Source organism: Gymnodinialimonas ceratoperidinii, assembly GCF_019297855.1.
GTDB classification, from domain to species: domain Bacteria; phylum Pseudomonadota; class Alphaproteobacteria; order Rhodobacterales; family Rhodobacteraceae; genus Gymnodinialimonas; species Gymnodinialimonas ceratoperidinii.
In genome coordinates this window covers 1645785-1671485 of sequence record NZ_CP079194.1, presented here as the reverse complement: position 1 = coordinate 1671485, position 25701 = coordinate 1645785, and the positions used below count along the sequence as shown (strand labels likewise).

General features: G+C 55.8%; 22 protein-coding genes. 11 read left to right on the top strand and 11 right to left on the bottom strand.

Features of this window, described 5'->3' with window-relative positions; translation table 11 throughout:
* Nucleotides 1–28: 28 nt before the first annotated feature.
* Entirely contained in the window at nt 29–709 is a 681-nt protein-coding gene (locus KYE46_RS08180) for a DUF1045 domain-containing protein (protein WP_219004830.1), read from the top strand.
* On the opposite strand, the gene phnN is transcribed toward KYE46_RS08180, so the two are convergent.
* Nucleotides 691–1266, bottom strand: coding sequence for a phosphonate metabolism protein/1,5-bisphosphokinase (PRPP-forming) PhnN (gene phnN / locus KYE46_RS08175; RefSeq protein WP_219004829.1), 576 nt, complete (start codon nt 1264–1266; stop codon nt 691–693). The two genes, KYE46_RS08180 and phnN, sit on opposite strands and share 19 nt — an antisense overlap.
* Nucleotides 1267–1360: 94 nt before the next feature.
* Between phnN and phnF the strand changes: the two genes are divergently transcribed.
* The gene (gene phnF / locus KYE46_RS08170; RefSeq protein ID WP_219004828.1) at nt 1361–2080 is read left to right on the top strand and encodes a phosphonate metabolism transcriptional regulator PhnF; all 720 of its coding nucleotides are present in this window, start codon (nt 1361–1363) and stop codon (nt 2078–2080) included.
* A gap of 26 nt (nt 2081–2106) precedes the next feature.
* Here the strand turns inward: phnF and KYE46_RS08165 are convergent, their stop codons facing one another.
* Entirely contained in the window at nt 2107–4518 is a 2412-nt protein-coding gene (locus KYE46_RS08165) for a hybrid sensor histidine kinase/response regulator (RefSeq protein ID WP_219004827.1), read from the bottom strand.
* Nucleotides 4519–5073: 555 nt separating this feature from the next.
* Here KYE46_RS08165 and KYE46_RS08160 point away from each other — a divergent pair.
* The 3 genes from KYE46_RS08160 to KYE46_RS08150 all read left to right on the top strand — a co-directional run bounded on the left by KYE46_RS08160 (nt 5074) and on the right by KYE46_RS08150 (nt 9405).
* Complete coding sequence (locus KYE46_RS08160; protein WP_219004826.1) at nt 5074–6507, top strand: T6SS phospholipase effector Tle1-like catalytic domain-containing protein; 1434 nt, start codon at nt 5074–5076, stop codon at nt 6505–6507.
* Nucleotides 6508–6603: 96 nt separating this feature from the next.
* Complete coding sequence (locus tag KYE46_RS08155) at nt 6604–8619, top strand: cell envelope integrity TolA family protein (RefSeq protein ID WP_219004825.1); 2016 nt, start codon at nt 6604–6606, stop codon at nt 8617–8619.
* A gap of 333 nt (nt 8620–8952) precedes the next feature.
* Nucleotides 8953–9405, top strand: a complete 453-nt coding sequence (locus KYE46_RS08150) for a DUF2267 domain-containing protein (RefSeq protein ID WP_247716955.1) — start codon at nt 8953–8955, stop codon at nt 9403–9405.
* 42 nt (nt 9406–9447) lie between these two features.
* On the opposite strand, the gene KYE46_RS08145 is transcribed toward KYE46_RS08150, so the two are convergent.
* Nucleotides 9448–9765, bottom strand: coding sequence for a hypothetical protein (locus KYE46_RS08145; protein WP_219004823.1), 318 nt, complete (start codon nt 9763–9765; stop codon nt 9448–9450).
* Between the two features lie 152 nt (nt 9766–9917).
* A complete protein-coding gene (locus KYE46_RS08140; protein ID WP_219004822.1) occupies nt 9918–10232 on the bottom strand; it encodes a hypothetical protein in 315 nt (104 codons plus the stop codon).
* A gap of 603 nt (nt 10233–10835) precedes the next feature.
* On the opposite strand from KYE46_RS08140, the gene KYE46_RS17590 reads away from it, so the two are divergent.
* On the top strand, nt 10836–11228 hold the full coding sequence (locus KYE46_RS17590) for a GFA family protein (RefSeq protein WP_428845083.1): 393 nt from the start codon (nt 10836–10838) through the stop codon (nt 11226–11228).
* 259 nt (nt 11229–11487) lie between these two features.
* Here the strand turns inward: KYE46_RS17590 and KYE46_RS08130 are convergent, their stop codons facing one another.
* Entirely contained in the window at nt 11488–11778 is a 291-nt protein-coding gene (locus tag KYE46_RS08130; protein ID WP_219004820.1) for a DUF1330 domain-containing protein, read from the bottom strand.
* Nucleotides 11779–11891: 113 nt separating this feature from the next.
* The gene (locus tag KYE46_RS08125; RefSeq protein WP_219004819.1) at nt 11892–13499 is read right to left on the bottom strand and encodes an AfsR/SARP family transcriptional regulator; all 1608 of its coding nucleotides are present in this window, start codon (nt 13497–13499) and stop codon (nt 11892–11894) included.
* 156 nt (nt 13500–13655) lie between these two features.
* Here KYE46_RS08125 and KYE46_RS08120 point away from each other — a divergent pair, with 156 nt between their 5' ends.
* From KYE46_RS08120 to KYE46_RS08110, 3 genes are all read left to right on the top strand, one after another.
* Nucleotides 13656–13874: a hypothetical protein gene (locus KYE46_RS08120; RefSeq protein WP_219004818.1), complete on the top strand. Its 219-nt coding sequence runs from the start codon at nt 13656–13658 to the stop codon at nt 13872–13874.
* Between the two features lie 351 nt (nt 13875–14225).
* Nucleotides 14226–15029: a class I SAM-dependent methyltransferase gene (locus KYE46_RS08115; protein ID WP_219004817.1), complete on the top strand. Its 804-nt coding sequence runs from the start codon at nt 14226–14228 to the stop codon at nt 15027–15029.
* A gap of 4 nt (nt 15030–15033) precedes the next feature.
* Nucleotides 15034–15561, top strand: a complete 528-nt coding sequence (locus KYE46_RS08110; RefSeq protein ID WP_219004816.1) for a cupin domain-containing protein — start codon at nt 15034–15036, stop codon at nt 15559–15561.
* A gap of 359 nt (nt 15562–15920) precedes the next feature.
* Here the strand turns inward: KYE46_RS08110 and KYE46_RS08105 are convergent, their stop codons facing one another.
* Nucleotides 15921–16802 (bottom strand): DUF6615 family protein, encoded by an 882-nt coding sequence (locus tag KYE46_RS08105; protein ID WP_219004815.1) that lies wholly within the window; start codon nt 16800–16802, stop codon nt 15921–15923.
* 302 nt (nt 16803–17104) lie between these two features.
* Nucleotides 17105–17770 (bottom strand): hypothetical protein, encoded by a 666-nt coding sequence (locus tag KYE46_RS08100; RefSeq protein ID WP_219004814.1) that lies wholly within the window; start codon nt 17768–17770, stop codon nt 17105–17107.
* 381 nt (nt 17771–18151) lie between these two features.
* On the opposite strand from KYE46_RS08100, the gene KYE46_RS08095 reads away from it, so the two are divergent.
* Both KYE46_RS08095 and KYE46_RS08090 read left to right on the top strand, forming a co-directional pair.
* Complete coding sequence (locus KYE46_RS08095) at nt 18152–19387, top strand: HEPN/Toprim-associated domain-containing protein (protein ID WP_283095217.1); 1236 nt, start codon at nt 18152–18154, stop codon at nt 19385–19387.
* 1196 nt (nt 19388–20583) lie between these two features.
* Nucleotides 20584–21591, top strand: a complete 1008-nt coding sequence (locus tag KYE46_RS08090; RefSeq protein ID WP_219004812.1) for a site-specific integrase — start codon at nt 20584–20586, stop codon at nt 21589–21591.
* A 126-nt stretch (nt 21592–21717) separates the two neighbouring features.
* Here the strand turns inward: KYE46_RS08090 and KYE46_RS08085 are convergent, their stop codons facing one another.
* From KYE46_RS08085 to KYE46_RS08075, 3 genes are all read right to left on the bottom strand, one after another.
* Nucleotides 21718–22554 carry a sulfotransferase gene (locus KYE46_RS08085; RefSeq protein ID WP_219004811.1) on the bottom strand — a complete coding sequence of 279 codons (837 nt, stop codon included), beginning with the start codon at nt 22552–22554 and terminating at the stop codon, nt 21718–21720.
* Nucleotides 22555–22615: 61 nt separating this feature from the next.
* Nucleotides 22616–24010, bottom strand: coding sequence for a sulfotransferase family 2 domain-containing protein (locus KYE46_RS08080; protein WP_219004810.1), 1395 nt, complete (start codon nt 24008–24010; stop codon nt 22616–22618).
* Nucleotides 24011–24736 carry a hypothetical protein gene (locus tag KYE46_RS08075; protein ID WP_219004809.1) on the bottom strand — a complete coding sequence of 242 codons (726 nt, stop codon included), beginning with the start codon at nt 24734–24736 and terminating at the stop codon, nt 24011–24013.
* Between the last annotated feature and the right edge of the window lie 965 nt (nt 24737–25701).

Sequence of the window (25701 nt, the reverse complement as noted above, 5' to 3'; positions counted from 1 at the left end):
ATCAGGCATGGGCACCTCGGAGAGAGAAATGGACGGGTTCAAACGATACGGGCTGTACGTGGTGCCCGAAGGCGCGCTGTACGCGGCAGGCGCGGCCTTGTTGGGATGGGACAGCGCTGCAGGCGCACCCTTGGAGCAGCCCGCGATTGCCGGGCTGCCCGAAAGCGCCGAGACGCTGACGGCGACGCCCCGGAAGTATGGCTTCCACGGCACGATCAAGCCGCCTTTCGCCCTCGCGGAGGGCTCGGATGCGGCAGGGCTGTCTGACGCCGCGCGGGCCTTCTGCGCCGGCCGCGCGCCCGTGAATATTCCTCGGCTTGAGGTTCGGCGAATGGGCGGCTTCGTGGCACTGGTGCCCGCCGCGCCATCGACGGAATTGTCGGACCTTGCAGGGGCCGCCGTGGCCGCGCTGGACCCGTTCCGCGCGCCGCCCTCGGCAAGCGAGTTGGCGCGACGGCGCAAGGCCGGCCTGACCGAAACGCAGGAGGCTTTGTTGCAAAAGTGGGGCTACCCTTTCGTGATGGAGGCCTTCCGCTTTCACATGACCCTCACCGGGCGTACGCCCCATGCCGACGCCGTTCGTGACGCACTTACGCAATACCTTGCACCGACGGTGCCCCAGCCGTTCGTGATCGACAGCCTCGCTCTCATGGGTGAGGACGACAAAGGGTTCTTTCACCTTCTCCATCGTTATCCCCTCTCCGGATAAAGGGCTGCCAAGGCGTCGGAGACGCTCGCCTGCAGCGTCCCCGAGTTGTCGATCTCGATGATGGGTAGCCCCTTGGGCAACGGCGGCGCGGACCGCGACAGGCGGCGGGCAAGGGCCGCACCTTGTTCTCTTCCACGCGCGTTGAGCCGTTTCGCGAGGATCTCCGGGGCTGCGGTGACATGCAGAACGACGAGGGTCTCGAACCTCTCCCCGGCTTCCGTCAGCGCCCCGCGCGACAGGTTCGCAAGCACGTCCTGCCCGCCCGCGATCAAGGATTGGACCGAGGCCGGAATGCCGTAGCGCAGGCCATGCGCCGACCAGTGCAAGATGAAGTCACCGCGTTCAGCGCGCCTTGCGAAGGTCGCGTCGGAGACTGCCTCGTAGGGTTCATCCTCTGCATCTCCCTCTTGCGCTGGCCGTGTGATCGTCCGGTGCACGCGGTGCAGGTCCGGTCGCGCCGCACAGAGGCCCGCCATCACGCTATCCTTCCCCGCGCCGGAGGGACCGACCACGGCGATGAACCGGCCTTGATGTTGCGAGGTAGACGGGATCGACATCTTGCGGAGTTGTCCATTTTTATATACAACTATACAAATACCTACCGCGCTGCTGCGTGGATATGCAAGCCCCTCTTCAAACAGGAACCGGGTTATGGGCCGCGCCGCGCTTTGGAATGCCATCCACGATACGCTCGCCGAGGAGATCGCCCGCGGCCACTACGCCCCCGGCGACCGCTTGCCGACCGAGGCGCAATTGGCGGACCGCTTCGGCGTCAACCGACATACGGTCCGTCGCGCCCTTGCGGCATTGGCCGAGGACGACATCGTCTTCTCGCGACGCGGCGCCGGCGTTTTCGTGCGCCATGTGCCGACCCCCTACCCCATCGGACGGCGGACGCGGTTCCATCAGAACCTGCTCGCGGCCAACCGCGTGCCCGAGAAGCGCGTCCTGCATCTGGAGACCCGCAGCGCCAATGCGCAAGAGGCGCAAGCGTTGCAGCTTGGCGACGGCGCGTTGGTCCATGTCTATGAGGGTCTGAGCCTCTCGGACGGATTGCCGCTTGCGACTTTCCGCTCCGTCTTCCCGGCAGAGCGGTTTCCGGATTTGCTGAGCACGCTGCGGGACACGCGCTCGGTCACCCAAAGCTTCGCAGCAGAGGGCATCACGGATTACACCCGCGCCCGGACCGAGGTCACCGCAGAGACAGCGACCAGAACGCAGGCCACGCTGCTGGAGATCCGCGCAGGCGACCCGATACTGAAAACCACCGGGACGAACGTCGATGCCGAGGGCGCCCCGATCGAGGTCGGAAGTTCATGGTTCGCGGCAGACCGCGTGGTTCTCACCGTCTCGGACGCGCCCTCAGCCTGAGCCGGGCGCTTTCGCCTTGCAGAGCGTTACGCGCGGCCCAGTCTTTGCGCGAAAGCCTGCTCCAGCGCCCGTTGGTCGTAGGGTTTGGTGAGACAGGTCAGCGAGCCCTGCAGCCCGGAATCCTCGAGCCGTTCGTTCAGGTCCGAGCCGGAGGCGATGATCACAGAGATCTCCGGATGCGACTCCAGCACACGGTGCACCAGATCCATCCCGTCGCCATCGGGCAGGCCAAGATCCGTCAGCAGGACTTGCACGGGCTCTCGGCTCAGCAAATCTGACGCCTCCGCGATCGTGCCGGCTTCCAACGCCTCGTAGCCCAGATCAGACAGCATATCCGCCGTCGCCATCCGGATCAGGAAATCATCCTCCAGCAGCAGCACGCGCAACTTCCCGGCAGCACCATTCGCGCCCTTGGCCGCGTCGGCGGTTTCCTCGGTCGATCCCGGAGGCATCTTCGCGGCGCGGCGCTCCAATACTTCGTGGATCTTGCGCGACAGGCGCTCACGCGAATAGGGCTTGCTGAGCAGTTCAACGCCGCCTTCAAGCCGTCCGGCGCGGATGATCTCGTTCTGCGTGTAGCCGGAGGTGAACAGCACCCCGATGTCAGGCAGCCGCTCTTTGGCAAGCTTGGCCAATTCCGGGCTTCGCAGGTTTCCGGGCATTACCACGTCGGTAAACAGCACATCGATCTTCACGCCGCTGTTGACGATGGCCAAGGCGTTATCCGCGTTCTCCGCGGTCAGGACCGAGTAGCCGAGGTCGCGCAATTGATCGACCGCCGTCTGGCGGACCGCGTCTTCATCCTCGACGACGAGCACGATCTCGCCGTTGCCCTTGGGCGCTTCGCCCTCGGAGGATGATTGCTCGACCTCTTCTTCCCGGTCCGTCTTGGGCAGGTAAACGCGGACGGTCGTGCCGTCCCCCTCCTCGCTCGCAATCTTCACGTGGCCGCCCGATTGCTGGATGAAACCATAGACCATGCTGAGGCCAAGGCCCGTGCCCTCCCCCGGTTCCTTCGTCGTGAAGAATGGATCGAACACGCGCTCGATGATGTCCGGGGAAATCCCGCTGCCCGTGTCGGTGATCGACAGCATGACATATTGCCCGGGCACCACGCGGGGATCTTGCTCGGCATAGCTCTCATCGAACGTGGCATTGGCCGCCTCGATGGTCAGCTTGCCGTGATGGGACATCGCATCGCGCGCGTTGATCGCGAGGTTGAGGATCACGGTCTCCATCTGGCTCGGATCGACGAGGCAATTCCACAGACCGCCCTCGATGATCGTCTCGATCTCGATGGCTTCACCCAAGGTCCGTCGCAGCATGTCGTCCATGCCATACAACAGACGCCCGACGTTCTTCGGCTTCGGCTCCAATGGCTGCTGGCGGCTGAACGCAAGAAGCTGCGCCGTCAGGTTGGCTCCGCGAGAGACGCCGATGATCGCGTTCTCGGCAAACCGTCGCTTGGGATCATCGCCGGGCATTTCCTTCAGGAGCAACTGCAGATTGCTCCCGATCACCTGCAGCAAGTTGTTGAAGTCATGGGCGACGCCGCCCGTCAGCTGACCCATGGCTTCAACCTTCTGGGACTGCACCAGACGCGCCTCGAGCCGATCGCGCTCCGCCATCGCCTCGTCGACGCGGGCCTTCAGGGCATTGCTGAATTCCTTCTCGGCGTTGCGCGCTCGCAGCTCATCGGAAATCTCGCGTACTTCGATGACGGTGCCCACGGTCTTTCCCGTCTCATCCTCCATCGGAGAAGCGGTGAAACCGACCGGGTAGAAGCTTCCGTCCTTGTGAACGAAGGTCTCCTCGCCCTGCACCTGATGGCCCTCGGGGAAGGCGCGGTCGATCTCGCATTCCTCGATCGGGAACGGCCGCCCGTCCGGGTGCGTGTGATGGATCACGTCGTGCAGAGGCCGCCCTTGGGTTTCCGCAAAGGTATAGCCCGTCAGGGCCTCTGCAGCCTTGTTCATGAAGACGCACTGCTGGCGTTCATCCATCATGAAAATCGACATGGTCGTGTTGCTCAGGATCGCATCCAGCCGGGACGAGGCCTTCGTCAGCGCGGCGGCCGTCGCCTTCTGCTTCGTGATGTCCTGGATCGCCGTGTAGAAGACCCGCTTGCCATCTGCCGAAATCAGCTGAAGATGCACCCAGACATCATAGCGAGAGCCGTCTTTGCGCTGGTGAACCGTCTCGAACTCCCGCTCCGTGCGCTCTCCCTTGAGCAAGGGTTCGGCCAGCGCGATGAATTCCTCCTTTGAGAATTCCACCTTGATGTCCCACGGCGTCATCTCGCGGAGTTCTTCCATGGAGAAGCCGAGGTTGTCTCGTGCGCCCTTGTTGACCAACGAAAACCTGAAGTCGTCCACGGAGAAGACGTAGACCTCGCTCACCGCGTCCTCGACGATGCGGCCCAACTGGTCGCTCGTCATGCTTTCAACGTTCCGCACTTCAATCCTCGCATTTCTTGAACCGAGACCGAGCCCAACGCTCCATCTCTGAATCACAGAGATGATTCAGTGTAGTACGCCGTTGGGACGCGACCAGCACAATCGACGCATTTTTAGGCAGCCAAGTCAAATATATGCGGCGTGAAGCGGAGAGGTTTGTAGAGCTGCGGAGGATGGGACGTGGGGCGCTTGGCCAAACGTGCAACAGTCTCGGCGACGGTGTGCAGCTTACCTGTAGGGAATGGTGCCCGGGGGCGGCACAGACACCACACATAAAACATTGATAATATGAGAATAAAAAATAAGATGGTTTACAGACCACCTTCTAGGCCACCGCTTCCGGCGTGCTAATTGGTTCCAGCCGTCACGCAGGCCATCAGACGCTCCAGCGCGATACAACGAAGAAAACGTTCGCTGCGCAATCAACATCAAGAGCTGCCCCAAATTGCAGAACGCAGACTTTTTGGGCCGTAAACGTTGACGCATTGCGCCGACTACTAGACGCTGGAACAAATCGCGAACTCGAGGCCAGCTATCATGCCCAAGAACATCCTAATCTTTTCCGATGGGACCGGCCAAATCGGTGGGCTACGACCCGACCAGCGGCTCTCGAACGTCTACAAAATGTATCGCGCGATGCGTCCCGGACCGTCATCCCCGATCGATCCGAAGGAACAGGTCTGTTTCTACGACGCTGGTCTTGGTGCGGGTGAGGTGGGAGGCCTCACGCTCCGGCGGGTTAGAAACATACTGTCGGCTGCGGTCGGTACTGGGATCGACGAAAACGTCATCGATTGTTACGAGAAGATCATCTCATACTACGAGCCCGGTGACCGCATCCTCCTCTTCGGGTTTTCAAGAGGCGCCTACACCGTCCGTGCCGTAGCGAACGTATTGAACCTCTGCGGTATACCGACAAAGATGCCGGATGGGTTGCCGGTTCCACGCTTTGGACCACGGCTGAGGAAGATCGCGAAAGATGCCGTAGACTTCGTGTATAACCATGGAAACGGCTACCCGCGCGGTCAGAAGCCCTATTATGAGCACCGCGAGGAGTTAGGTCGGCGGTTCCGGCAAAAGTATGGAAGCTTCGTGCCGGATGCGGAAGAAGACGTCCAGGGTAACGTGCAACCAACATTCATTGGTGTCTTCGACACAGTTGCGGCGCTCGGAAATGCCCAGGTCAGCCTTCTGGCCGGAATGGTGATCTTCGCCCTTTTTACCACTTTCGGCGCTGCGCTCTGGTTCTCTTGGCCCTGGTACGTCTGGCTCCCTCTCCTCGGCCTCCTTGGTCTGATCGGGTTCTGGTACGTGAAGCTGAAGTGGTCGCAGTGGAAGTACTTCTCTCCAGATGAGAAGAATCCGCTCAAGCTGACCCGTCTTTCCGACTGGCCCAAGATCTGGAAATTTGGCCACTACGCAAAGTGGAACCTAGATAACTATGACCAATGGCTGGATTCCGATGTAGGCCACGCCCGCCATGCTCTTGCGATAGACGAGCATCGCAAGAACTTCCCCCGTGTGAAGTGGGCGACGGTCGCGGAAGCGAAGAAGACCGAAGGCCGTGATCCGCTCTGGTTAAAACAGGTCTGGTTCGCAGGTTGTCACAGTGACGTTGGCGGCAGCTACCCCGAACCAGAGTCTCGTCTGAGCGACATCGCGCTCGGCTGGATGCTCGAGGAATTGAAAGCCTGTGTGCCAGATATCCAAGTGAACGACCACAAGCTCTATGTCATGCCCGACCCAATCGGAATGCAGCACGAGGAAACCTTCATGTTTGCATACGGCCCAATTCGGAGGCGGTGGCCGGTGGAGCCGCGCGAGGTGAACGCCGTCTTCTCTCTCCATCCATCAGTTATTGAACGCCTAGAAGCTGAGCAAGTCTCCCACGTCGGTGAGATGCGACCATACCGACCCGAACAACTCCGCAACCATCCCTCGGCGGAGTCATACTTTGATGACGGACAGTGATTAAATTAGCTGCCTTAAACGTGTGGGTTGGTGAGTCACGTAATTGCCGGTGTGTCTGGCCCTGAACGGAAATTCACCACGATCGACTGCGCTGCAATGCAGCGTCCCGAAAGCGGACCTCAGCGCGTTTTGCCGCCGGTTTTTTCCGGAGACGGCCTGAGTCTTGACGCATGTTCAATACTGCGACGTAATCCCGAAATGAGATCAGATCAAATTGAGAACGGCATCAAGCTGCTTGTGGGATTGGTGGGCTTTGCCGCCAAGCCCGGCTTTCTTGGCGCCTTTACAACTGCTCTGTCCTCCAGAGACCTTGCGAAGAAGATTATTGCCGATGCGCCGGCCGACATCAAACGACTGGCCGATCAGTTGACCGACAGCGCCCAAGAGGTCTTCGACGGCTTCAAACATGACCTGCCTCCGGATGCAGATCTGCTCTATGCTCAAATGGTGGAGTTTGGCCTTCCCACACCGCAACAGGTTGTGACCGAAAGAATGAATGCGGGAGATGTCACGGATGCAATGCTCGAACGTCTTACTCTTACCGAGCACGTCAAAGGACACATGCCGGGTCTGTTTCGCGATATCACCAAACCGACGCTCGAAAAGCTACTTGCAGACAGATCTTTCGCAGACAGTCTGACACCAGCCTACATGGCAGAAGTGCTGCAAGACCTGGAGCGCCAGGCGAAACTGATTCAAGATCTAGAGGCAAAATTCGGGTCTTTGGCAAAGGCATTGGACCACTTGTCGTCCGCCAAACGTGATCAGCTCGAACTACTGGCGGAACGCTTCCGGCTTGAGGATGTAAGGCAGAGCTCCAATGACGCCTTGATGGCAGTTCTGTCCGAAAAGGCCGAAGAACTGCGCAAGGCGCGCCTTATTTTCGCAAGCCTTGACCCGAAAGACGCCGCTTTGGCACGGCTCAAAGCTGAGGCAGATGCGGCCGCAGAAAGGCTCGATTTCGCTGCGGTGGAGTGGGCGTTGGCACAGGTGGATCAGGCACGAACCAAAGACGCCGAAGCCGCAAAACTCGCACGCGCCGAAAACGCGCTTTTGAATGAGGAAACCGCGCTTGCGGCGCGTCTGCTTGTGGCGGCGGCTGAGAGTTTCGGCGGAAAAGATCCCCTGGCGCCGGCAAGAAAACGTCTGGAATACCTGCCGGTCCTGCTCAACCATGGCGTACGCTTCGGCCTGCCCGCCCTAAAGGAGGCACGTGGGGTCGCCGAGAATGCCGCAGAGGCCTTCGCTGCAGACCTCAAAACCAGGCAAAGCACCGATCAGGAGCGCTATTTTCGCGCGCTCCATGCTCAGGCTCTAACGTTTCTCGGTATCGCCCAGTTCGAGATCGGACAGAAGGAAGATCATGAGACGGGCCGAACGGCCATGAACCAAGCGATTGACCACTATCGATCGGCGATCCACACCTTTGACGCGATCGGCCTAGACGGCGAGGCGGCCATCGCCCGCAACAACCTTGGCACGGCGCTACGCACCTTGGGCACACGCACCGACGGAGACGCGGGCACCGTGCTGCTGCATGAGGCGGAGCAGGTTCTGATTACCGCCTGCGGCCACAATGACATGCCGGAAAACATGGCCGTGCGTAAGAGCAATCTGGGCGTCACACAAACCGACTTGGCGATGCGATTTAGCGGGAAGATTGCGCTTGATAGGTTCAAGGAGGCGCATGCGACGCTTTCGGCGGCCATGGATCTTGAACGCGCATCGGGCCGAGACAGCAGCACGAGTTCGACAAACCTGCCCTTCGCGGTGGTGCGGATCGAACAGGGGAGGCGCACCTCTGGCATGACCGGTCGCGATTGGTTGACGGAGGCTTTGGGATTGCTCGAAAATGCCGAGGCGGCTCTTCCGCGCAAGAAGACCCCGCAACTCTGGGCTCTCGTTGCTTTCACGCGCGCGACGGCTTTGTATCACCGAGCGATGCACGACACGAGCGACAACCCATGTTCCGATCTTCTCGCCGCCCGCACCCATTTGACAGATGCTTTGTCAGAGTTCACCGAGGCGCGCGCTCCGTTTAATCGGAAACGGGCCATGCTTCGAGAAGACCAGATCACTGCTGCGCTTTTTGATGCTGGTTGCGTTGACTGAACACCGGCTGAGCGGTGGAGGCGATCAAGGGCTCGCCGATGCGATCGTTCGAGACGCAGGATGATGACGGCAGCAGCTGAAATCTCTTGGTAGACGCGGGGCGACGCCAATTTGTTCGAGATTGAATTCTGCGTTCGGCCCGCACCGGACATTGCCCCAACCTCACGTCGCCGCGCCGCAGCTTCCCCGAAGCGGACATTGGTTGAAGAGCATCTTAGTTAGTCGGATGGCGGTTCGCCGGACCTTTCTGCCTTTGGCTTCTTCGACAACCCTTGTGAACGTCGATAAGGTTTTCAGCGACAATGCAGACGAAGGATGGAGCTTCTAATGCCAATGCCCTGGACATATCGGCACGCCTCCAAGGAATGGCGCGCTTTCCTTGATGACGTGAAAGAGCGCATGTCCCTTGAGTCAGACAACATGGCTTACACAGCGGTTGATGCGGTATTTCAGGTTTTCAGGCGCCGCTTGAGCGCTCAAGAAGGTTTGCAATTCGCAAGTGTTTTGCCGAGCGTTCTTCGCGCAATTTTTGTTCAAAAATGGGATGTTACGCATCCTCGCGCGGCATCTGATGACCGAGAGACGCTCACTTCTGAGGTCAAAAATGTGCGTGTGAACCACAACTTAACGCCCGACAACGCGATTGAGGCTACGGCATGGGCGGTCCGGCGCTGCACTAACGGAAGAGACTTCGAAGGCGTTTTGGCCAAGCTACCAGTTGAAGCGCGCGCCTTTTGGCATGTCGACGTTGCTGATCCTGCCGAGCTGGAGCAGCGGATATTATAGGTATGTTGCAGCATCCGATAGGTTGGGCGCGAATAACTGCGCTCATGCTTCTTCTTCGCCATCGTCTTTGGTAGGGTTAGGTTCAGGCGGCACCGAGTTGACCACTTGAGGAGCCGGCGTTGTTCGAGGGGACTGGCGATGAATTATCCCTTCGGACAGCTCAGTGGCAAATTCAAACACAAAAGCGTTGGGCTGTTCCGCAGCATCGGCAACGAGCCGATTTGCCATTTTGAGAGCAATTTTCTGATCGAGATCTTCGATTGCTTGCACAATGTGCTCCAAGACAAATGCTTTGGCGGCGACCGCACATTCAAGCGTTTCCAGGCGCTCAAGCATGTCGCGATTTATCGTCGTCTCCATGGTCTTCTCCTGTGGGTTCACACTTAGAAAATTCGAGCTGCAATTGACTTGATAAAAATTGCGCGGTCAGTTGCTCTTCACATATGTCTCATAGTTACTATTAGACCGCGTATCGGTTGCCAAAACATCATGACGTCACCGCCTGGATCGGCCTATCGCAAGCCAACTGCGAGGCGAATTCTATTGCTTAAATCCCGTTGGACTTTGAAGCACATCGACGCTGCTAGCTCGCCAGTTGGCAACCGTTCCTTCTTCTCCATTTGGTGTCCCTCGAGTTCCAGTTCTGCCAGAATCGCCTGTGCAATTCCGGGGGTCCTGGCATCGAGGTGCTCGATGATTTTGACGATAGTGAATTCCAACGTTTCAACATGGACGAGCAGTTGGCCGATTTCGGCGCTTCCGGGTTCGACGCGATGAGCCTCGACCGACTTCGCAATATCAAGTAGCTTTTGGGCTTCTCCATTCACCCTTGGTCTCCTTTCGCGATCTCTAACTGAGAATTTAAGGGTAGCGCACGTCCTGGCGATTTCCAGCCTCTAGGGGGCTGAAGTTTGTGAGGCGTCGAACTTACGCATTACGATTTCTCCGAGTACACGAGGCCAACTACTTTAGCTGTTCTCGGTGTTCTCAGTTGTCGATGACAACTGCAGTGCGGCGTGTGCTGGAGCTCATTCTGGACATCCGGCCTGTTGCAGATCTCCCGCCCATGAAGACAACTTTCCCTATGCGTTGATTACGTTTTTCTGCGGGCGAGCCTGTCACTTTGAGCGGCTTGCGGTCCAACAAAAAAAACCGGTAAAGGTTGACCATCGGGCAATTCGCAGCACCAAAAACGTGAGCTCAAGGCTGTCGTTCTCCGTGTCGCACTAACTCAACAACTAGTCTATGAGCCTCGCGTAGCTCACGGCCCTAAGCGGTCATCCAGAGCGACCGACAGAGCTGCACCGCAGCTTCATCGATGCCGACATGCGCTGCGCCTGCGAACCCCTTCGAGGGCGGAAAGTCCGGAACGCGGACGGAGATGACATTGCGCAGACTTCATTGTATCCTTCTGAGGCGGAGGGATTTTTATGGCAATGCGCTTAATAGGCGGATGTAAATGTGGATTGGTTCGCTATCAAGGCACCCGTCTGGAAGCTCCCATGTTCCGATGCCACTGTCGTGATTGCCAGCAACTTACTGGCTCGGGGCATTCGGAGATGGTTCCCCTTGCGATCCAAGACTTCACGATAAGCGACACCTCCAAAACCTATGAAATGGTGGGGAAATCGGGTCTATCAACGTTCAGCGGTTTCTGTCCGAATTGCGGATCACAACTTACGCGCAACAGTCAGCGGATGAGTGATCGGATATATGTGCATGCTTCTTCTCTCGACGATCCCAGCATCTATAAGCCAAAAAAGTCAATCTATTCAGAGGCTGCTCAGGCGTGGGATGAAGCCGCGATCCTCAAGGAGCAATAAGGGCTCGTTCCCGACCTTCGCTGCGCCGCAGGGCCAAGCGCCTCGTCGCCCCTCGCGCTGCGTCGCTCTCGGCCCAGAGCCGCCATTCGGAAAGCCCGAAAATCGCATCTCGTATTGGCACTAAACCCGCCGTTCGGGCCAGTGCAGCACGCGACAAGTCGGGCCAGAACCCAGCAGCCGCTGGCAGTAGCAAAGAATGGTGTTAAGCGCCGAAAAGCCGTTATTCTATGCCTTTCAGAAGATGTTCATGTCTCAGGAGTCAAATCGAGCCGACAAGAATAGCATTTAGGGTCGATCCGGACCGCCGCAGGTTCGCGAGTGTCCTGAATTCTGTTGACGACCAGAACGCGTCTGCATGAGCCCGGTCGGGGAATTCGATGATGAAGGCGGCATCCGGAACCGGGGCGTCGCCCTCCAGGCGTGCCGGATCGCCGCCGCGCACTCGGAACTGGCAATCGTGGCGAGCGACGAGATCTGGGATCTTGGAAAAATACTCTTCCATCCAGTCACGGCTGTGAATTGTCATCTGGCCAACCACGAATGCGGACATACCGAACCTCCCTTGAACGGCGCGTAAGCGGATAATCCCCAAAGCGTCACCGCACCGGCACGCGAGGAAGCGAGCCCCTTACCTCAAGAGTAACGCAGAACGCGACCCCGCGGCTATTTTTCTGCAAGAAGCGTTTTGAAGTTACGTAGGACATCCAAGTAATCAGGATCATGTTTCCACGAGGGGAGGCCATCGAGCAGAATCTCTGTCGAAAGGCCGGGATGGGTGGCCAGCCACTTATGTCCGGCCTCAATTGCCCTGTCTCGCTCTCCCATCAGCCAAAGCGTTCCAAAAAGCATACGATACGCCCAATGTGCTTTGGGTGCCGCGCGCATGCCCTTCTCGATATGCGCGAGCGCCTCGTCGAGGCGTCCGATCGCGCGCTTCGCCGCAGAGCGGCCAAAGTCAATATTGAAGAGGAAAGGATCGAGCGGACTGAGATCCTCCGCACGGTCAAAATGACCCAGGGCCTCTTCCTGCCGGCCTCGATAGACCACAACCCATCCAAGGCGCAGCCAGCCCCATGCATTGTTCGGATCAAGATCAAGAGCCCTGCGCGCAAGGTCTTCAGAGGTTGCGAAATCCCGCAAGCCGAGTGCGGCTGTTGCACTGAGCGCCGTGATCGTCGCCGAATGGTCCTGAGCCAGCGGCAGCGCGCGCTCGAAGGCGGCGCGACTTGCAGCCCTGGCCCGCTCAGGTGTCAGCGACCACAGATAGCAGCATTCCTGCGCATGGCACCACGACTTCATCGCGAGTGCATGTGCTGCATCGGGATCCCGCCCAGTCGCCTGGTCAAGGAGCGCCAGTGCGCGGCGATTTTCATCGGGGTCATGGATCCAGAAGTGCGGCAAGGCCGTCAGCACGAGGTCATAGGCGCTGCGCACTTCGGGTGGTTGCCGACGCGCCCGCAGGATCTCGGCGGCACGAAGGTTCGGCGAAAGCTGCCCTGCAACATGGGTTGCGATGCGATCCTGCAGTTCGAACAGATCGTCCAGCCGATCATCGAACCGTTCGGCCCACCGCGTGTGTCCGTCTTCGCCATTGACCAACTGCACCGAGATACGCACGCGGTCGCCTGCCCGCTGCACCGATCCTTCCAGCAGGTATTGTACACCGAGCTGCCGCGCGATGTCGGGTAAAGCCGTGGGCGTCATCTGCAACATGAAGACCGATTGTCGCGCAATCACATCGAAATCCCGGCATCGGCTGAGCGCGCCGGTGATCTCTTCGACGATGCCGTCTGCGAACATGTCGGGCGCGGATGTGCCAATTTCTTGAAATCGCAAAACGGCCAGCGATGGCCGCTTTCCCTTGGCGGCCTTTTCTGGGCGCCCCAGAGTCGGTATTTTCCTTTGCCGCATGGCGCGTAGCCAGTCCTCGAAGGCTTCGGATGGTAGATCGAAGCCTTGCAGGAAGTCTCCCGGCCCGTCCGCGCACGCGACCGCATCGGGATCGAGCCAGACCCTATGCCTGTTGGCCGCGATCACGTCGCCCAGCGTTTTTCGCAGGACAGACAATTCCTGTCGCAGAGATGCGCGTGCCTGTGCCTCGCCCCGATCCGACCACAAGAGATCCGCAAGAGCCCCGCGTTCGGCGCGCATCCCCGGCTGACACGACAGGTAGGCAAGAAGCCCTTGCGCGCGCCGGCTGAGGCCATTCAGCACGTCGCCGCCACTCTCGGCACGAAAAGGACCTGTAAGATGCAGAACAAGCTGAGCCATTGCCGATCCGAATGTGTGATCTGCCGCATTTTACACTATGCGCGCGATTTTTGACGGAATTATTGCATTTTGGACGGCCCCTCGCAGCCCGAAATTGCGCTAAGTTTGCGGCGGCCGGCGAAGATGCCTCATCGAAACCTCAAGATGGAGACCCCGATGACCCGTAACTTCGTCGTAACCCACACCGAATTCCGTAACCCGATGCCGGCCCTTCTGCGCCGGATCGCTCGCCAACTTCGGATGCGAAAGGAGATTGAGACGCTGAAAAACCTTCCTTCCGACCGCTTGCAGGATCTGGGCATCTCGCCACGCACTGCGGCCAATCGCCGGAACAGCGGTGAGACTGGAAAGCTTCCGCCGACGCTTCTTTGGTGAGACGATTGAAATTAGAATAGGCATGACCTCATCGCATCTTGCTCTGGATGTGCCTGCAAGACGGTGCGGGCCACTAGTCCCGTATGGCTGCGCTGGTGGGGCCATAAACAAATGGCCACGCCGCGCGTCAGGAAAGTCTTCTTCGAAGGCCAAAGGTGCCTGCGCACCGAACGAAGGCTTCCAGCCCGGGCAGTCGGCACGTCGGGAACGGCCCATACCAAACGTTTAGACTGATCGCGACAAACGACCACTCCGGCTCCAAAGCTGACGTCAAAGCCACTTCATGCTATTGTCTTGCGAAAGGTGCTCAGCTTCACACGGGTGCCTTTATGAGCCAGGAGGCACTGCAAGATGTCCACCAACTCAGATTTCGACGCTTGGAGCGCGGGCCAAAGCTACGAGCACTACATGGGCCGCTGGAGCCGAATGGTCGCGAAAGAGTTCCTGACCTGGCTTGATCCCAAAAAATCGGCCGATTGGCTGGAAGTCGGCTGCGGGACAGGCGCTCTAACCTCCGTGATCTTGCAGGATTATGAGCCGAATTCGATCCTCGCCACCGACGCGTCCGACGACTTCATCGATCACGCACGCAAGACCATCGATGACCCTCGGGCAAGTTTCGAGCAGGCTACAGCTCAGGAACTGCCAACAAAGGATGCAAGTATCGATGTCGTCACGTCAGCGCTCGTCCTGAACTTCGTTCCGGATCGACGTGAGGGCCTGATTGAGATGCAGCGCGTTCTCAGACCGGGCGGCACCCTGTCTTTCTATGTCTGGGATTATCCAGGCGGCGGAATAGGTTTCATCGACGCTTTCTGGAAAGCTGCGGCCGCGCTCGATCAAAAGGCGGCCGAATTGGACGAAGGCGCGCGATTTCCCTTCTGTTCAGAACCGGGTCTGAGGCAACTGTGTGCCGACGCAGGTCTTCCAGACGCGGAAATCACCCCAATCGAAATCGTCACGGAGTTTACAGATTTCGAGGCATTCTGGAATCCATTCACCTTGGGGGCCGGCCCTGCACCCGGCTATTGCATGAGCCTTCCGAATGACCACCGCGCCGCCCTGAAGGCGCGCCTTGCAGAGACCCTCGATCAAGGTGGCCCCGTGCGATTGACCGCCCGGGCATGGGCAATGAAATCGGCTACGGAGGGCTGAGACCATGGTCCCGCCTTCCCGCGCCGTCAGCCATCTTTCGGCAGCGGCCGTCCAATCGCTGGAAGAAGCGCACATTCGACATCCGCTGAATCCTGCGTCGGACGTTTTCTTGAGACGCCTGGCGCCTATTTTCGGCTTGCAGCGCTTGGCCCTCTACGTTGCGCGTGTGCCGCCTCGCAAAGAGAGCTTTCTGTTTCACCGTCATGAACGGGATGAAGAGTTCTTGGTTATCCTGTCGGGTCGTGGGCACGCCGAGATCGGAGAAGACAAGATCGAGGTCGGTCCGGGTGATATCATGGCTTTCCCCGCGCCGCACGGTCCACCACACCATGTAACCAATCCGTTCGACGAAGATCTCATCTACCTGATGGGCGGTGAAAGTTCAGGCTTCGACATTGCGCACTTTCCGAGGATCAATAAGCAATTGGTCTTCTCGAGTTCGGATATTCAGTTGGTGGATGGCGAGGCGAGCGAGAAAATGTGCTTTGCTGATTGGCAGGTGCCGGCATCGACGGGCGACGTAAAGACGTGAGCTATGGCCGCTTTAGTCGTGAATATGGTGAGGAAAACCGAGCGCTTTTCCTTACCGCTCGACTCCCATTTCGGACCTTGGTTCGAAACGCAGCGAATGACGGCATTCCGCCCAGGTAGACAATCGGTGCGCACGCGCAGCGACGGTCCGCCCTTCGTGCGCCACTGCCGGCCCGAAGCGGACACTCAGACCCTACTTCAATGCCGCACTGCGGCTTCCCGAGACCGACCATTCACACATTGTGCAGCATTCTCGTTTGGTGAAAGTCAGCTGTGCGGACTTAGTGGACTTTCGCTGCATCTGCGCCATTGTCCGGATACGAGCAGCGTGTCTCAGTTGCCCCCCACTTTTCAAGCGTTCTAGATTTCTCTGCCTTCAAACTCCCTTACGTCAAAAATTAAACGCTTCGAGATTCTTCTAGTCCGATAGTCGTCTGTCTCTTCCGCGGTTCGGACACGGAAGACTTCATCAGGGTTTGCATCGATTAAGCCACTTCGGAATAATTTCCGTTCACCAAAGCCGTTCAGATAATCGATTGTCGGCAGATCTTCCGGCCTTTGACGTTGCTCGGTATCACTAAAAAAAATTCCAGTGCCGAAACCACTTGGTGGCGAGAGCTTAACAATAAGCCCACGCGATGACCCATTATAGGTCTCTTCGTCATATGAGATTCGAAGGTCATCATCGAAAGTTAAGAAATGCCATGGAAAGCAATCCTGTTCAATGTCCGACAACTTCTTAGGGGATTTATCCTTAACTTTGCGTGCGTCCACCATGAGGCAGCCGTACTCAGATACCCTCCGCAAGCTCCCCCCCTTCATCGGCGTGGCCCAAATCACGCGGTCTCTTTCTGAACAGTATATGCAATAAAATGCGTCTAAGTTGTAAGCTCTGGCATCATCCAATAGTAAATCGATTTGTTGAATCTTTTTATTTCCAACTTTGTGATTAATCCTCAATGCTCCATTTCTCTGAATGCGTTTCGCTTGAACACGCATAGAGTATTGGTACTTTTTTCCGATAAAAGTCCACTCCCAATCGGCTCCATTCTTGGATTCCTTAGCCTTCGAAAATGTCTCAACACTTATGATATCAGGATGCCGGCGCAAGAGTTCAAGCAGGTTGGTTTCAGTAATTGTTTCTTCACCGAAGCTGACTAGATAATTGGATTTGTGCGCGAAGTCGAGGTTGCGCGAAGTCGCGTCACCTAAATCCAAAAGTGAATGCAGCAAGTCTGTCATGCCAAATATTGCTCCCTACTAATTATGCGTATTGAATGTCGTGCGGCACCTTGGGCCGCTTTCTCGCATCAGCATATCGCTAACTATCGGCGGTTTGAAAAGGGTTACGACAGCCTAAGCAGACGTGCGCGAAACATGGAGCAACCTTCAATTGGGCTCGAAGCGGCTATTAGATTGATCGCAACATGTTCGCACAAGTCGCACTCGAACCGCGACGCGAACGGCCCATACCGGACATCTAACGCTTGATGTCGATGCTGCGGTGCGGTTCGCCGAACCGGACGTTCGCTGCAAGCGCGCCACTAGCCGGTGAATAGTTGCTGTAGAACAGCTTGAGCGATGTCCAAGGTGGGAAGTGCTAGCATGGCATATCCCCCGGCTCCAAACACAAGGGAAGATATCCTCGCAGGCCTATGGGTATGCATCATTCCAACCCACCATTCTCTTGCGAGAAAGCCTATATAGTCGCCATGCTTCGAGAACATGTGCACCCTGACGTCTGGCCGATAACCTGACACCACGGGCTTCCTCGGCCGCCGTTTGCCCAACACCATCCAAAAAGCGGCTGTTCGTTCAGTCCACGTTTCAGAGTGAACGTGCTCTTCCATCTGGACGAGTTCGTAGACGCTATACCGCTGCCTCACTAGTTCAGAAAACTCCAAGTCGTTTTTGGAGGCCTCCAATATTCCTGGACGAAACAACCTGTAGATTAGGAATGAGCAGAGCACAAAGAGGCTGCCGAAGAACACCAATCGAAGTTTCGTCAGACCGTCCAAAAAGAAAGGCGACCTGTCAGCTTCGCCAACGCCAGCTAAGGAATCGAAAGATGCCATTGCAGCGATCTCATCGTTAAACAGGATCAGGTAACCGGCTACAGGTATCAGCGCCACGACCCGCGTGAAGTCGTTGTTTGCAACACCCTTCACCGATTCCCAACGCACACCTTTCCAGTCTGTGCTCGTCTTCATCGGCAAGTCACCTCCGCAAAATTCTCCTCACTATACAACCCGATGCACCGAGCGCCATCTGAAACGAAGTCGGCCCAGAACGGCCGCTTGACCAAGGGAGACGCCGCTGTGGTGCCGCCCGTCAGACCGGCCGCTGCGTTCGCGAAGTTATTGGCGCAGTGTGTATCGGAACTGCTCCTACCCTTTGCACCGCAGTTTTGCTGCTTTGCGGTGTTTCATAGATCCGGTGAACGAAGGCCTCAGCGGAACCTGATAGCGGCCAGAGCTGGCATATTGCGATAGCAATCTCAGGGCGTCAGAGGTGGGCGCGCGCGATTGATCACCGCTACCCGTTCCATTTTTCACCTTCATCGCAGCTAGCTCACTGTGCTACTCAGCAGTATGGGTAGCTACTGCGAACTTAGGTTTGACGACCTCCATGTGGACTCTTGGAAGTCGAGTGTTCCTGATCACATGATTTCGTTATTCCAAGAGAATGAGCGGGACAAGTTCCCGAACAAGGATTACCCTGAGGAAGAGTGGACGACCACCATCTATAAGGCACGAAAAGAAGATGTACTTCTTAGACTTGAGCTAATGGGTGTAACGCTCGAGCGCGCAAAGGCGGTCTTTGAGCAATGGCGTTTGGAAGAGCTCGACATGTATACAGAGTGGCTCTCTGAAGGCAATGATTGGGCGACAGATACCAAAGAGGCACTCGAACAATTCACCATTAACGAATGGATGCGGCGTGTTCCGGCAGTCATCCGGGATCGATACAGCTCGGACAGAAAAAACGAACCTGAAGACGAAATTGAGCGGCGAATGCACAGCACCTCGTATGATGACGGATGGCTGTTTTTTGCGTGCGAAGATGTCAGGTTCGTCTACAGACTTATTCTTGAAGCCAGACCCGAAACTGAATGGATTTCACTCGATATATCTAACTTGCTTGACGGCGGCTATTACGACGAAGATGTGAAACTCATTTCCGAATCTCGCAAACCGGATGCTCTAGAGCGTTCCATCCTTGAACCAGTGGTCATTATGGCCGAGGGGAAGACAGACATCCGAGCACTTCAAGCATCACTGGAAGCACTTTACCCCAGTGTTGCAGAGCTGTTTTCTTTCTTTGACCACGACACCCTTAGTGTGGATGGTGGAGCAAACTTTCTGTCCAAGTTCTTGAAGGCATTTGCAGCTGCCCGCACACCGGTCAAGATTGTCGCGGTATTTGATAACGACGCTGCAGGACGTATGGAATTTCAGAGGTTAGAGCGGCTGACATTGCCATCCAACATCCGCGCGCTTTGTCTGCCAGAAATTGAATTTGCTCGCGCCTACCCAACGGTCGGCCCCCAAGGCACACATAAGATGGACATAAATGGAGATGCCGTTGGAATCGAACTTCTTATGGGCCAACACAATCTTTGTGACGGAGACGGTGAGCTATTTCCGATTAGGTGGACCCAATACTATTCAGGTTCAAAGTCATATCAAGGCGAAGTCTCCGACAAGGATGCGGTGCAAAAAGCCTTCTTCAAAGACATCGCCGCGCCTAGAGATAGTATGGCCGCGAGGAAAAAATTCCCTGAGTTAGATCTCTTGTGGCGGACCATTTTCGAGCGGCTGAATTGAAAGCCAGAAATCAACCGCGATGCAAAACTGCGTCTTCAATTTAATAGGATTTTTGGGCTGTCTGGAGGTTGTGGTTCCGCATTCGCATCAGTTGTGAAGTATCGTAGTCGTTTGTGAGAGCGACACGCGATATCTCCAAAAGCATTGCGCCTCTGGAATGACTGCTTATTGGTCTGCAGTCGTTGCATTTCCGACATGTGGCGAACGACCGCTTCCCGCCCCTTGTGTCGATCTGTGGGTAGAGCAGACGTTGGTGCACTTCGCAGCGAACGTCCACTCTCCGCCCTTTGCGTTGGCTGACGCAAACGGCTCTTTGACGCCATCCGGCAGGCCAAGGCCCTCGTCATCGCACGTCAATCCTGACAGACGTGCCCCTGCCAATAGCGATCCCACCGGGCCGCCCAGCCGCCCTCAACCATCGCGCAGTTGATATCGCCGTGACGTGGTGAGATGCACCACGCCGCAGTGCGGTTTCTGCCAGCAGAGCCGTCGGACAAGCATCGGAGCGTAGGGCCATCTACCAACACATGGCCGTGTTGCCCGACGCCTATTACTTCACCAAGTATGCATACCAGCACATCGCGCGCTGTGTACGGGTTGGCAGTCGTGCAGGGGCTATTAGAGTTACAGGTCCCATCCATCTCTCGGGTGTTTATTCCGGAAAGCCGAATCCGAGGCCCCTCCTCGCACCAAATGGGTCCGTCACCGTCCCATACATGTGTGGGAGTGCAGGCAAATTCCTCTCCCGCAGGAACGACGGGAACTGAAGCATCAACTGAGGCTCCGGTGACAAAAGAAGAAGAAATCACTGCTAGGAAGAATAGTTGGTTCAAAAGCTTCATTGTGATGCGTTACCCGTGACGGAAATGATGGAAGGTCAACTCTTGCTAAAGTCACCTTCGTTGCACAAGGTCAGATACCTTTCCTTAGTCACCGATCAGGTCCATCCCCGTCGCACAGACCAGGCGTTTGTCTGATACGCTCCGCTGGAGATGCGAACGCTCTGACCGCGAGGTCGGTTACGCCGTAGCGAGCTATGTATTCAAGCAAAGCTGCCTCGAGCCGCTCAATGCGAACAAGTAGATCTTCGTCTGCCATTGATACTCCACCCAAACATTTACTAAGCCTCCAGCTCAATAGTTAATAAGTGGTTAACATCGAGGGTATGATGCGGCTTTTTTATGGGGAGCATCATCATGGCCAAGGTATTTGACAGAGAAGTCGAGCGAGCAGAAGTTCTTACCCTGTTGTCCAGCCAATCAAAGCAGAAGCGTCAAGCCATCATTGACGAATATGAACGTCGATCTTTGGAGGCCTTCGCTCCTGAAACCCTTAGAAACTTACGGCAGATCAAAAAGTCGTTTGCACGCTGGTGTGAGGGACGCGCCTATGATCCGATGCCGCCAGTCGCGCCGGAAATCGTCGCCGAATATGTCGAGGCACTTGGCGGAAAACTCAGCGCCAACACAATCGCGACCCGCCTATGGGCCATCAGCGAGCACCATCGATCACTGTTCCTACCGTCTCCCTGTAGGCATAGATTAGTCGAGCTAGCCCTCAAGTCAGTAAAACGGAAGTATGGTGCTTACACCCGACAAGCGCCACCCCTGTCGAAAGCCGAGGTGCTTGGGGTAGTGTTGAAATTAGGTGTGAGCCGGCAGGAATTACGGGACAAAGCCCTAATCTGGGCGGCGTCAGATTCTTGGTGCCGAGTATCCGAGCTTGTGGCCTTTCAAGTGCGCGATATGGAGCGACAGGACGATGGATCGAGCTTGCTATTCGTGCGCCGGTCTAAAACCGATCCCTACGGCAAGGGCGACTACGCATTTTTGTCCAAAGGTGCCTCCCTCGCTGTCCTGGCATGGATCGAGGCCGCAGGTCTTAAGGCGGAGGATCCAATGTTTACAAAGTCTCAGCGTGGCGGAAAGCGAACACCACTTGCCGCTGCAACTGTCTCAAGGATCATCAAGCGCCGCTTTGATCGTAGTGATGTTTCCTCCCACAGTATGCGCGTAGGCGGCGTACACGATGCATTCAGATTGAACTGCAGTCTATCGTCGATCATGGTTGCTGGACGCTGGAGATCACCAGAGATGCCTGCACGATACGGACGACGAATTCTTGCTAGTCAGTCTGCAGCCGCCGAAGTCGCTAGGGCATTCGAGAGTGAAACAGTCCCGTTGACCGACGATGTTGCCGACTGAGGTCGCACTTCGTTCGCCAAACCTTAAATTTCTAAGGAAAGCACTCCAAACGCGACCAGCTGGTTAATCTTGACAGTCCCTTTGGTATGGCGATGAAGCCATCGGAGGGGGCGTATCAGGCTAAATTTAACACATGTCGTAAAATTCGCTTCCGAAGCGACCCTTGATGAAATCACACTGATCCCTAAATTTTTCGCCAAAGAAGTCTTCGACGTCCATGGGAACATTCATTTTGGGGGAAGCAAAAACTCGCTGTTCAGCATTTACGTAATCAAACTTCCCCACGCCTAGAAAACTTTCGACCGAACGAAGCAAGCCAATTGGGTTCTTTCGGAGCAATCCATACGGTAAAAGTAGTAGTGATCCCTCGTTAAAAGCCTGCGACCATCTAGGGATGTACTTCTGGTAGTCTCCACGCTCTGCAATCACAGGCGCATCAGCGAACTCCAACCAGTCATCCAAAGTTACAGGTTTAGCGCTCTGACGTGAAACATTCATCTTCAGTTGTGACACAGCCCTATCTATCGGATTCCGAATAATATAAATAACCTTTAAGTCTCGACCAAGAAACTTTTTGATAAATTCAATTCCCTCACGCGACACTTGACAATATTCTGGGGTTATATCCACTCCCATCTTAGTCTCAGGACACTTAGAGAAAATATGTTTGTACCATTGCCCGTTAAACATTGGTCTCTCTTGAATCCTATCAAGATAATCCGAGTTCTCTATCGACAGGACGTTCTTTTCTTGCCATCGCGCTCTAGTCTCTCGAACCCCCTTGCGAATATGCCACTCAGTCCATTTCCGATTACTCGGCACAAACTTATGATCGAAAAAATGGAGCTCCTTAAACGGTGGCACCCAGATTTCACTGTGCTGACCCAAGGTAGAGTGGAGCCATGACGTTCCAGCCTTCTGCGCCCCAATGCCAAGCAGCTTAGGAAGTTTAGCTTTCCCCATCCAGCGGACTCCATTGTGAGTTTTTCATGACCCTATAGCATACCTCGGCTCGGCAAACCATTTATCCGTCCGATGGGCTATCATTTGTCCCGGGTCCATCGGTCGGCTTGTCATTCAATGGAATGTTCTGACCATGCAGAGCCCACATGCGCGAAATGACGGTATTTTCTTCTACCACTCGTTCTATGATTTTACCCACAAAAGGAGCAGCGGTGCTATCTGATTCCACCGTAGAAGAGATTCTGTGCAAGAGGTTGTCGATCATATCACCGCCTTCGGCCCAATAGGAGATAACCCCATCAAACAAAACGCCACCTCGCGAGTAACGAACTCTCGGTGGCCATTTCATTGGTGGGCAAAACAATCTACGTTCAGTCTCCGCCAGCTTAATGAGGCCAGCAATAATCGAACCGTTCAATGCAAGTGCGCGATCTAACTCGGTTTTCCCAGTATCTACAAGCGTATCGCACACGGAAGTCAGCCACCTGAGATTAAGGTCTTCGGCCAACTCTGCGCCGTATTCCTCTATCAGTCTAAAAAAAAGTCTGCGAGCCTCTTCGCAATCTTTCTCACGTCGCAGAACTACTACTGTACATGCCATCAGATGAGAAAGGCGCATTCGTCCGGAAAATTCGTTCTCCAAGCGCTTAAAATGCTCAAGCAGGTCCTTTCGACGGCCGGGCCACGTTTTCTCCGGCTTGACCTCGATACGTTCATCAAGGAACGCCGCAAGGTCCACCTCCGGATCTGGCAGAACTTCCGAGCCTGAAAGTTCGCTCGCTTCAACGTTCTCGAAGTACACTCGCCACAAAATACGCAAAGGGTTTGGATCTTGCCGCACCATTATTGCCGACTCTGGTGCAGTTTGACGCTCATAATTCAGTCGGTAGAAATCAAGACTATAAAATTGCTCGAGGGCGGAGAGTTCTTCATTAGTCAAATCACCAACGACGAGACGGTTGGGGTTATTTGCTGTCACGCGGAGGTGCGGCAGCTCAACCGGCACACCGACGGATACAAGAAATTTTTCTGCATCAGATTTTAGGTTTTCGTAGCGCAACAAATCTGTTGCGGATGACAGACAGTGAAAGTCTGAAGTTTGAGGCCAAACATGGTGCTTGAAGTTCGCTACATCGTTCCGCTCCGTACGATCGTATGGAATACCTTCATCCACCAAAATTTTGAGAGCGTCAGCTACGGACAAATCAGGCAAACGCGGGATGCCGTAATAACCACCCGTGTCGGGCGCACCGAACTTGAACATATTAAAACCCGATAAAAATCGATCAACCGGGTTTCGCACAGCCGCGACAACATTTCGAGTGTTCCACGCTGCAGGAATTACACCCTGCGCCATAGACAGGGGGCTATCTCCCAAAGCACGACGGATAGACGTTCCGCCCGTCTTCGGGATATGTATAAAGGCAAGCCTGTTTTCTTCAAAGTAGAAAATCATCTATCCAGGCACGCCACTGAGCAATACACCCTTAAGCTGGCGAATTGCAGAAATATCTGACTCGTAAAGCTGCTCAAGGTATATATCAATATCCCTTTCCTGCCTGCTAGGTTGAGTAACTGGCGCAGCAATTCTCTCCTTACGAGAGAGCTTCTCAATTCGGAAAGCTTCATCTTCATCCAAATCGATTCCAAAAACATTAGAGACAATATGGATACTATCGAAGTTAGGGTATTCTATCGGCCAAACATCAATCACAGCATGAGGAACAGCTTGTCGGATCTTGTTTATGACATGAAGCCAAGATACAGAATCATCCCCGACATTAATGAAATCTCGCACCGGCCCGTAAGTCGACTGGGGGCGGATAAACAAAAAAATGGTAACCGGCAACCCAACAAATTTCTGCTGAATCTTTGACGGCGTCTTCCCAACGTTGTTATACAATCCAGATGTAGTGAACACCTTTGCAGGCGGGCAAAGCAGACCATGGCCCGATGTTACTACCCTACGAGTCTCCGGTGAAATAGAGAAATATTCAACGGGGCTGAATAAATGGCCCTCAAGTAAGCTTTTCTCATTAACAAAAGATCTCATTTCTTTTGCGCCAATGTACCGCACGCCATTTTTGCGGCTCGCCTCCGCCAGCACTTCTGATGCCTTCTTTAGTAGAGTTGGGAAGATTTCGTGCGCGCCAATGTGTAAGTGAAACTCGGGTGGTGCCATTTTATTTATACCGCTCGTCAAACTCCGGAAACCCGTGGTCTCCAATATTCTCATCTCCGTTAACGATTGAGCAAAGAAGCTCGGCCCTTTGAAGGGCTAAGGCCCGCGCCGCCTCGCACTTCATGTTCATCGCTAAATATGCGGCGTGACGATCCCGTTGAGTGGCTGGATCAAGCTTAGCCCAAAGCTCTTCAGCGTGAAGGAGCGCGCCTAGAAGCGGAGCGACGTCACTGACACAGCTTTCGACAATGTCGTCATCCAGGGCAACATTTTCGCAGCTAACTGCTATGCTCAACCCCTGTACCTGTACCGTGCTATCCATAAGTTAGTCCTTTAGGTTGTCTAGCTCCTGCGTGTTGTCCGTATGGTGGACTGCCCTTCTGACCAAGAGTTATTGTAACGGTCGTGATTGGTCCACAGGCTTCCATCCTTCAATAGCATGTGCATGCGCGACTGTAGTGAGTACGTGGATCCTGGGCGGCAACATACATGCTGACATCAGCAGTCTCCGCCAGAACGCCACACCAAGGTGTGACGCGTGCCTTATCCAAGCGTGCTTCTATCATGATAGCATTATGGAGGTTGCATCGTCGTCATCCGGTCGCCACTGTACGCTCATCATAGCCACGTATCTGACCCGTACCCTTGGTTGCGCCGTAGTGACTTACCTACAGTTCAACGCACTTCTACCGGTCATGGCCGTCACCCGCGGCAACGATGCCTCCGGTTTTTCGCGTTGTAGACAGGAGTTTCGCCGCGGAAGGCGCCAAGGCAGACATCGGGCCAGCCGGGCTGCAAGCTCTGATCGATACAACCTACACCACGCGCACGATCTAGGTAGACCGCAACCAGCGCTCACCTAGTTATTTGCTCGAAGAATCCATGCGCATCCGCTGTGCAGATACGATTGTCCGGCAGCGCCGGCAGCGGATCGGTGCATATGCGAGGTCCTAAGGCTCTCTATT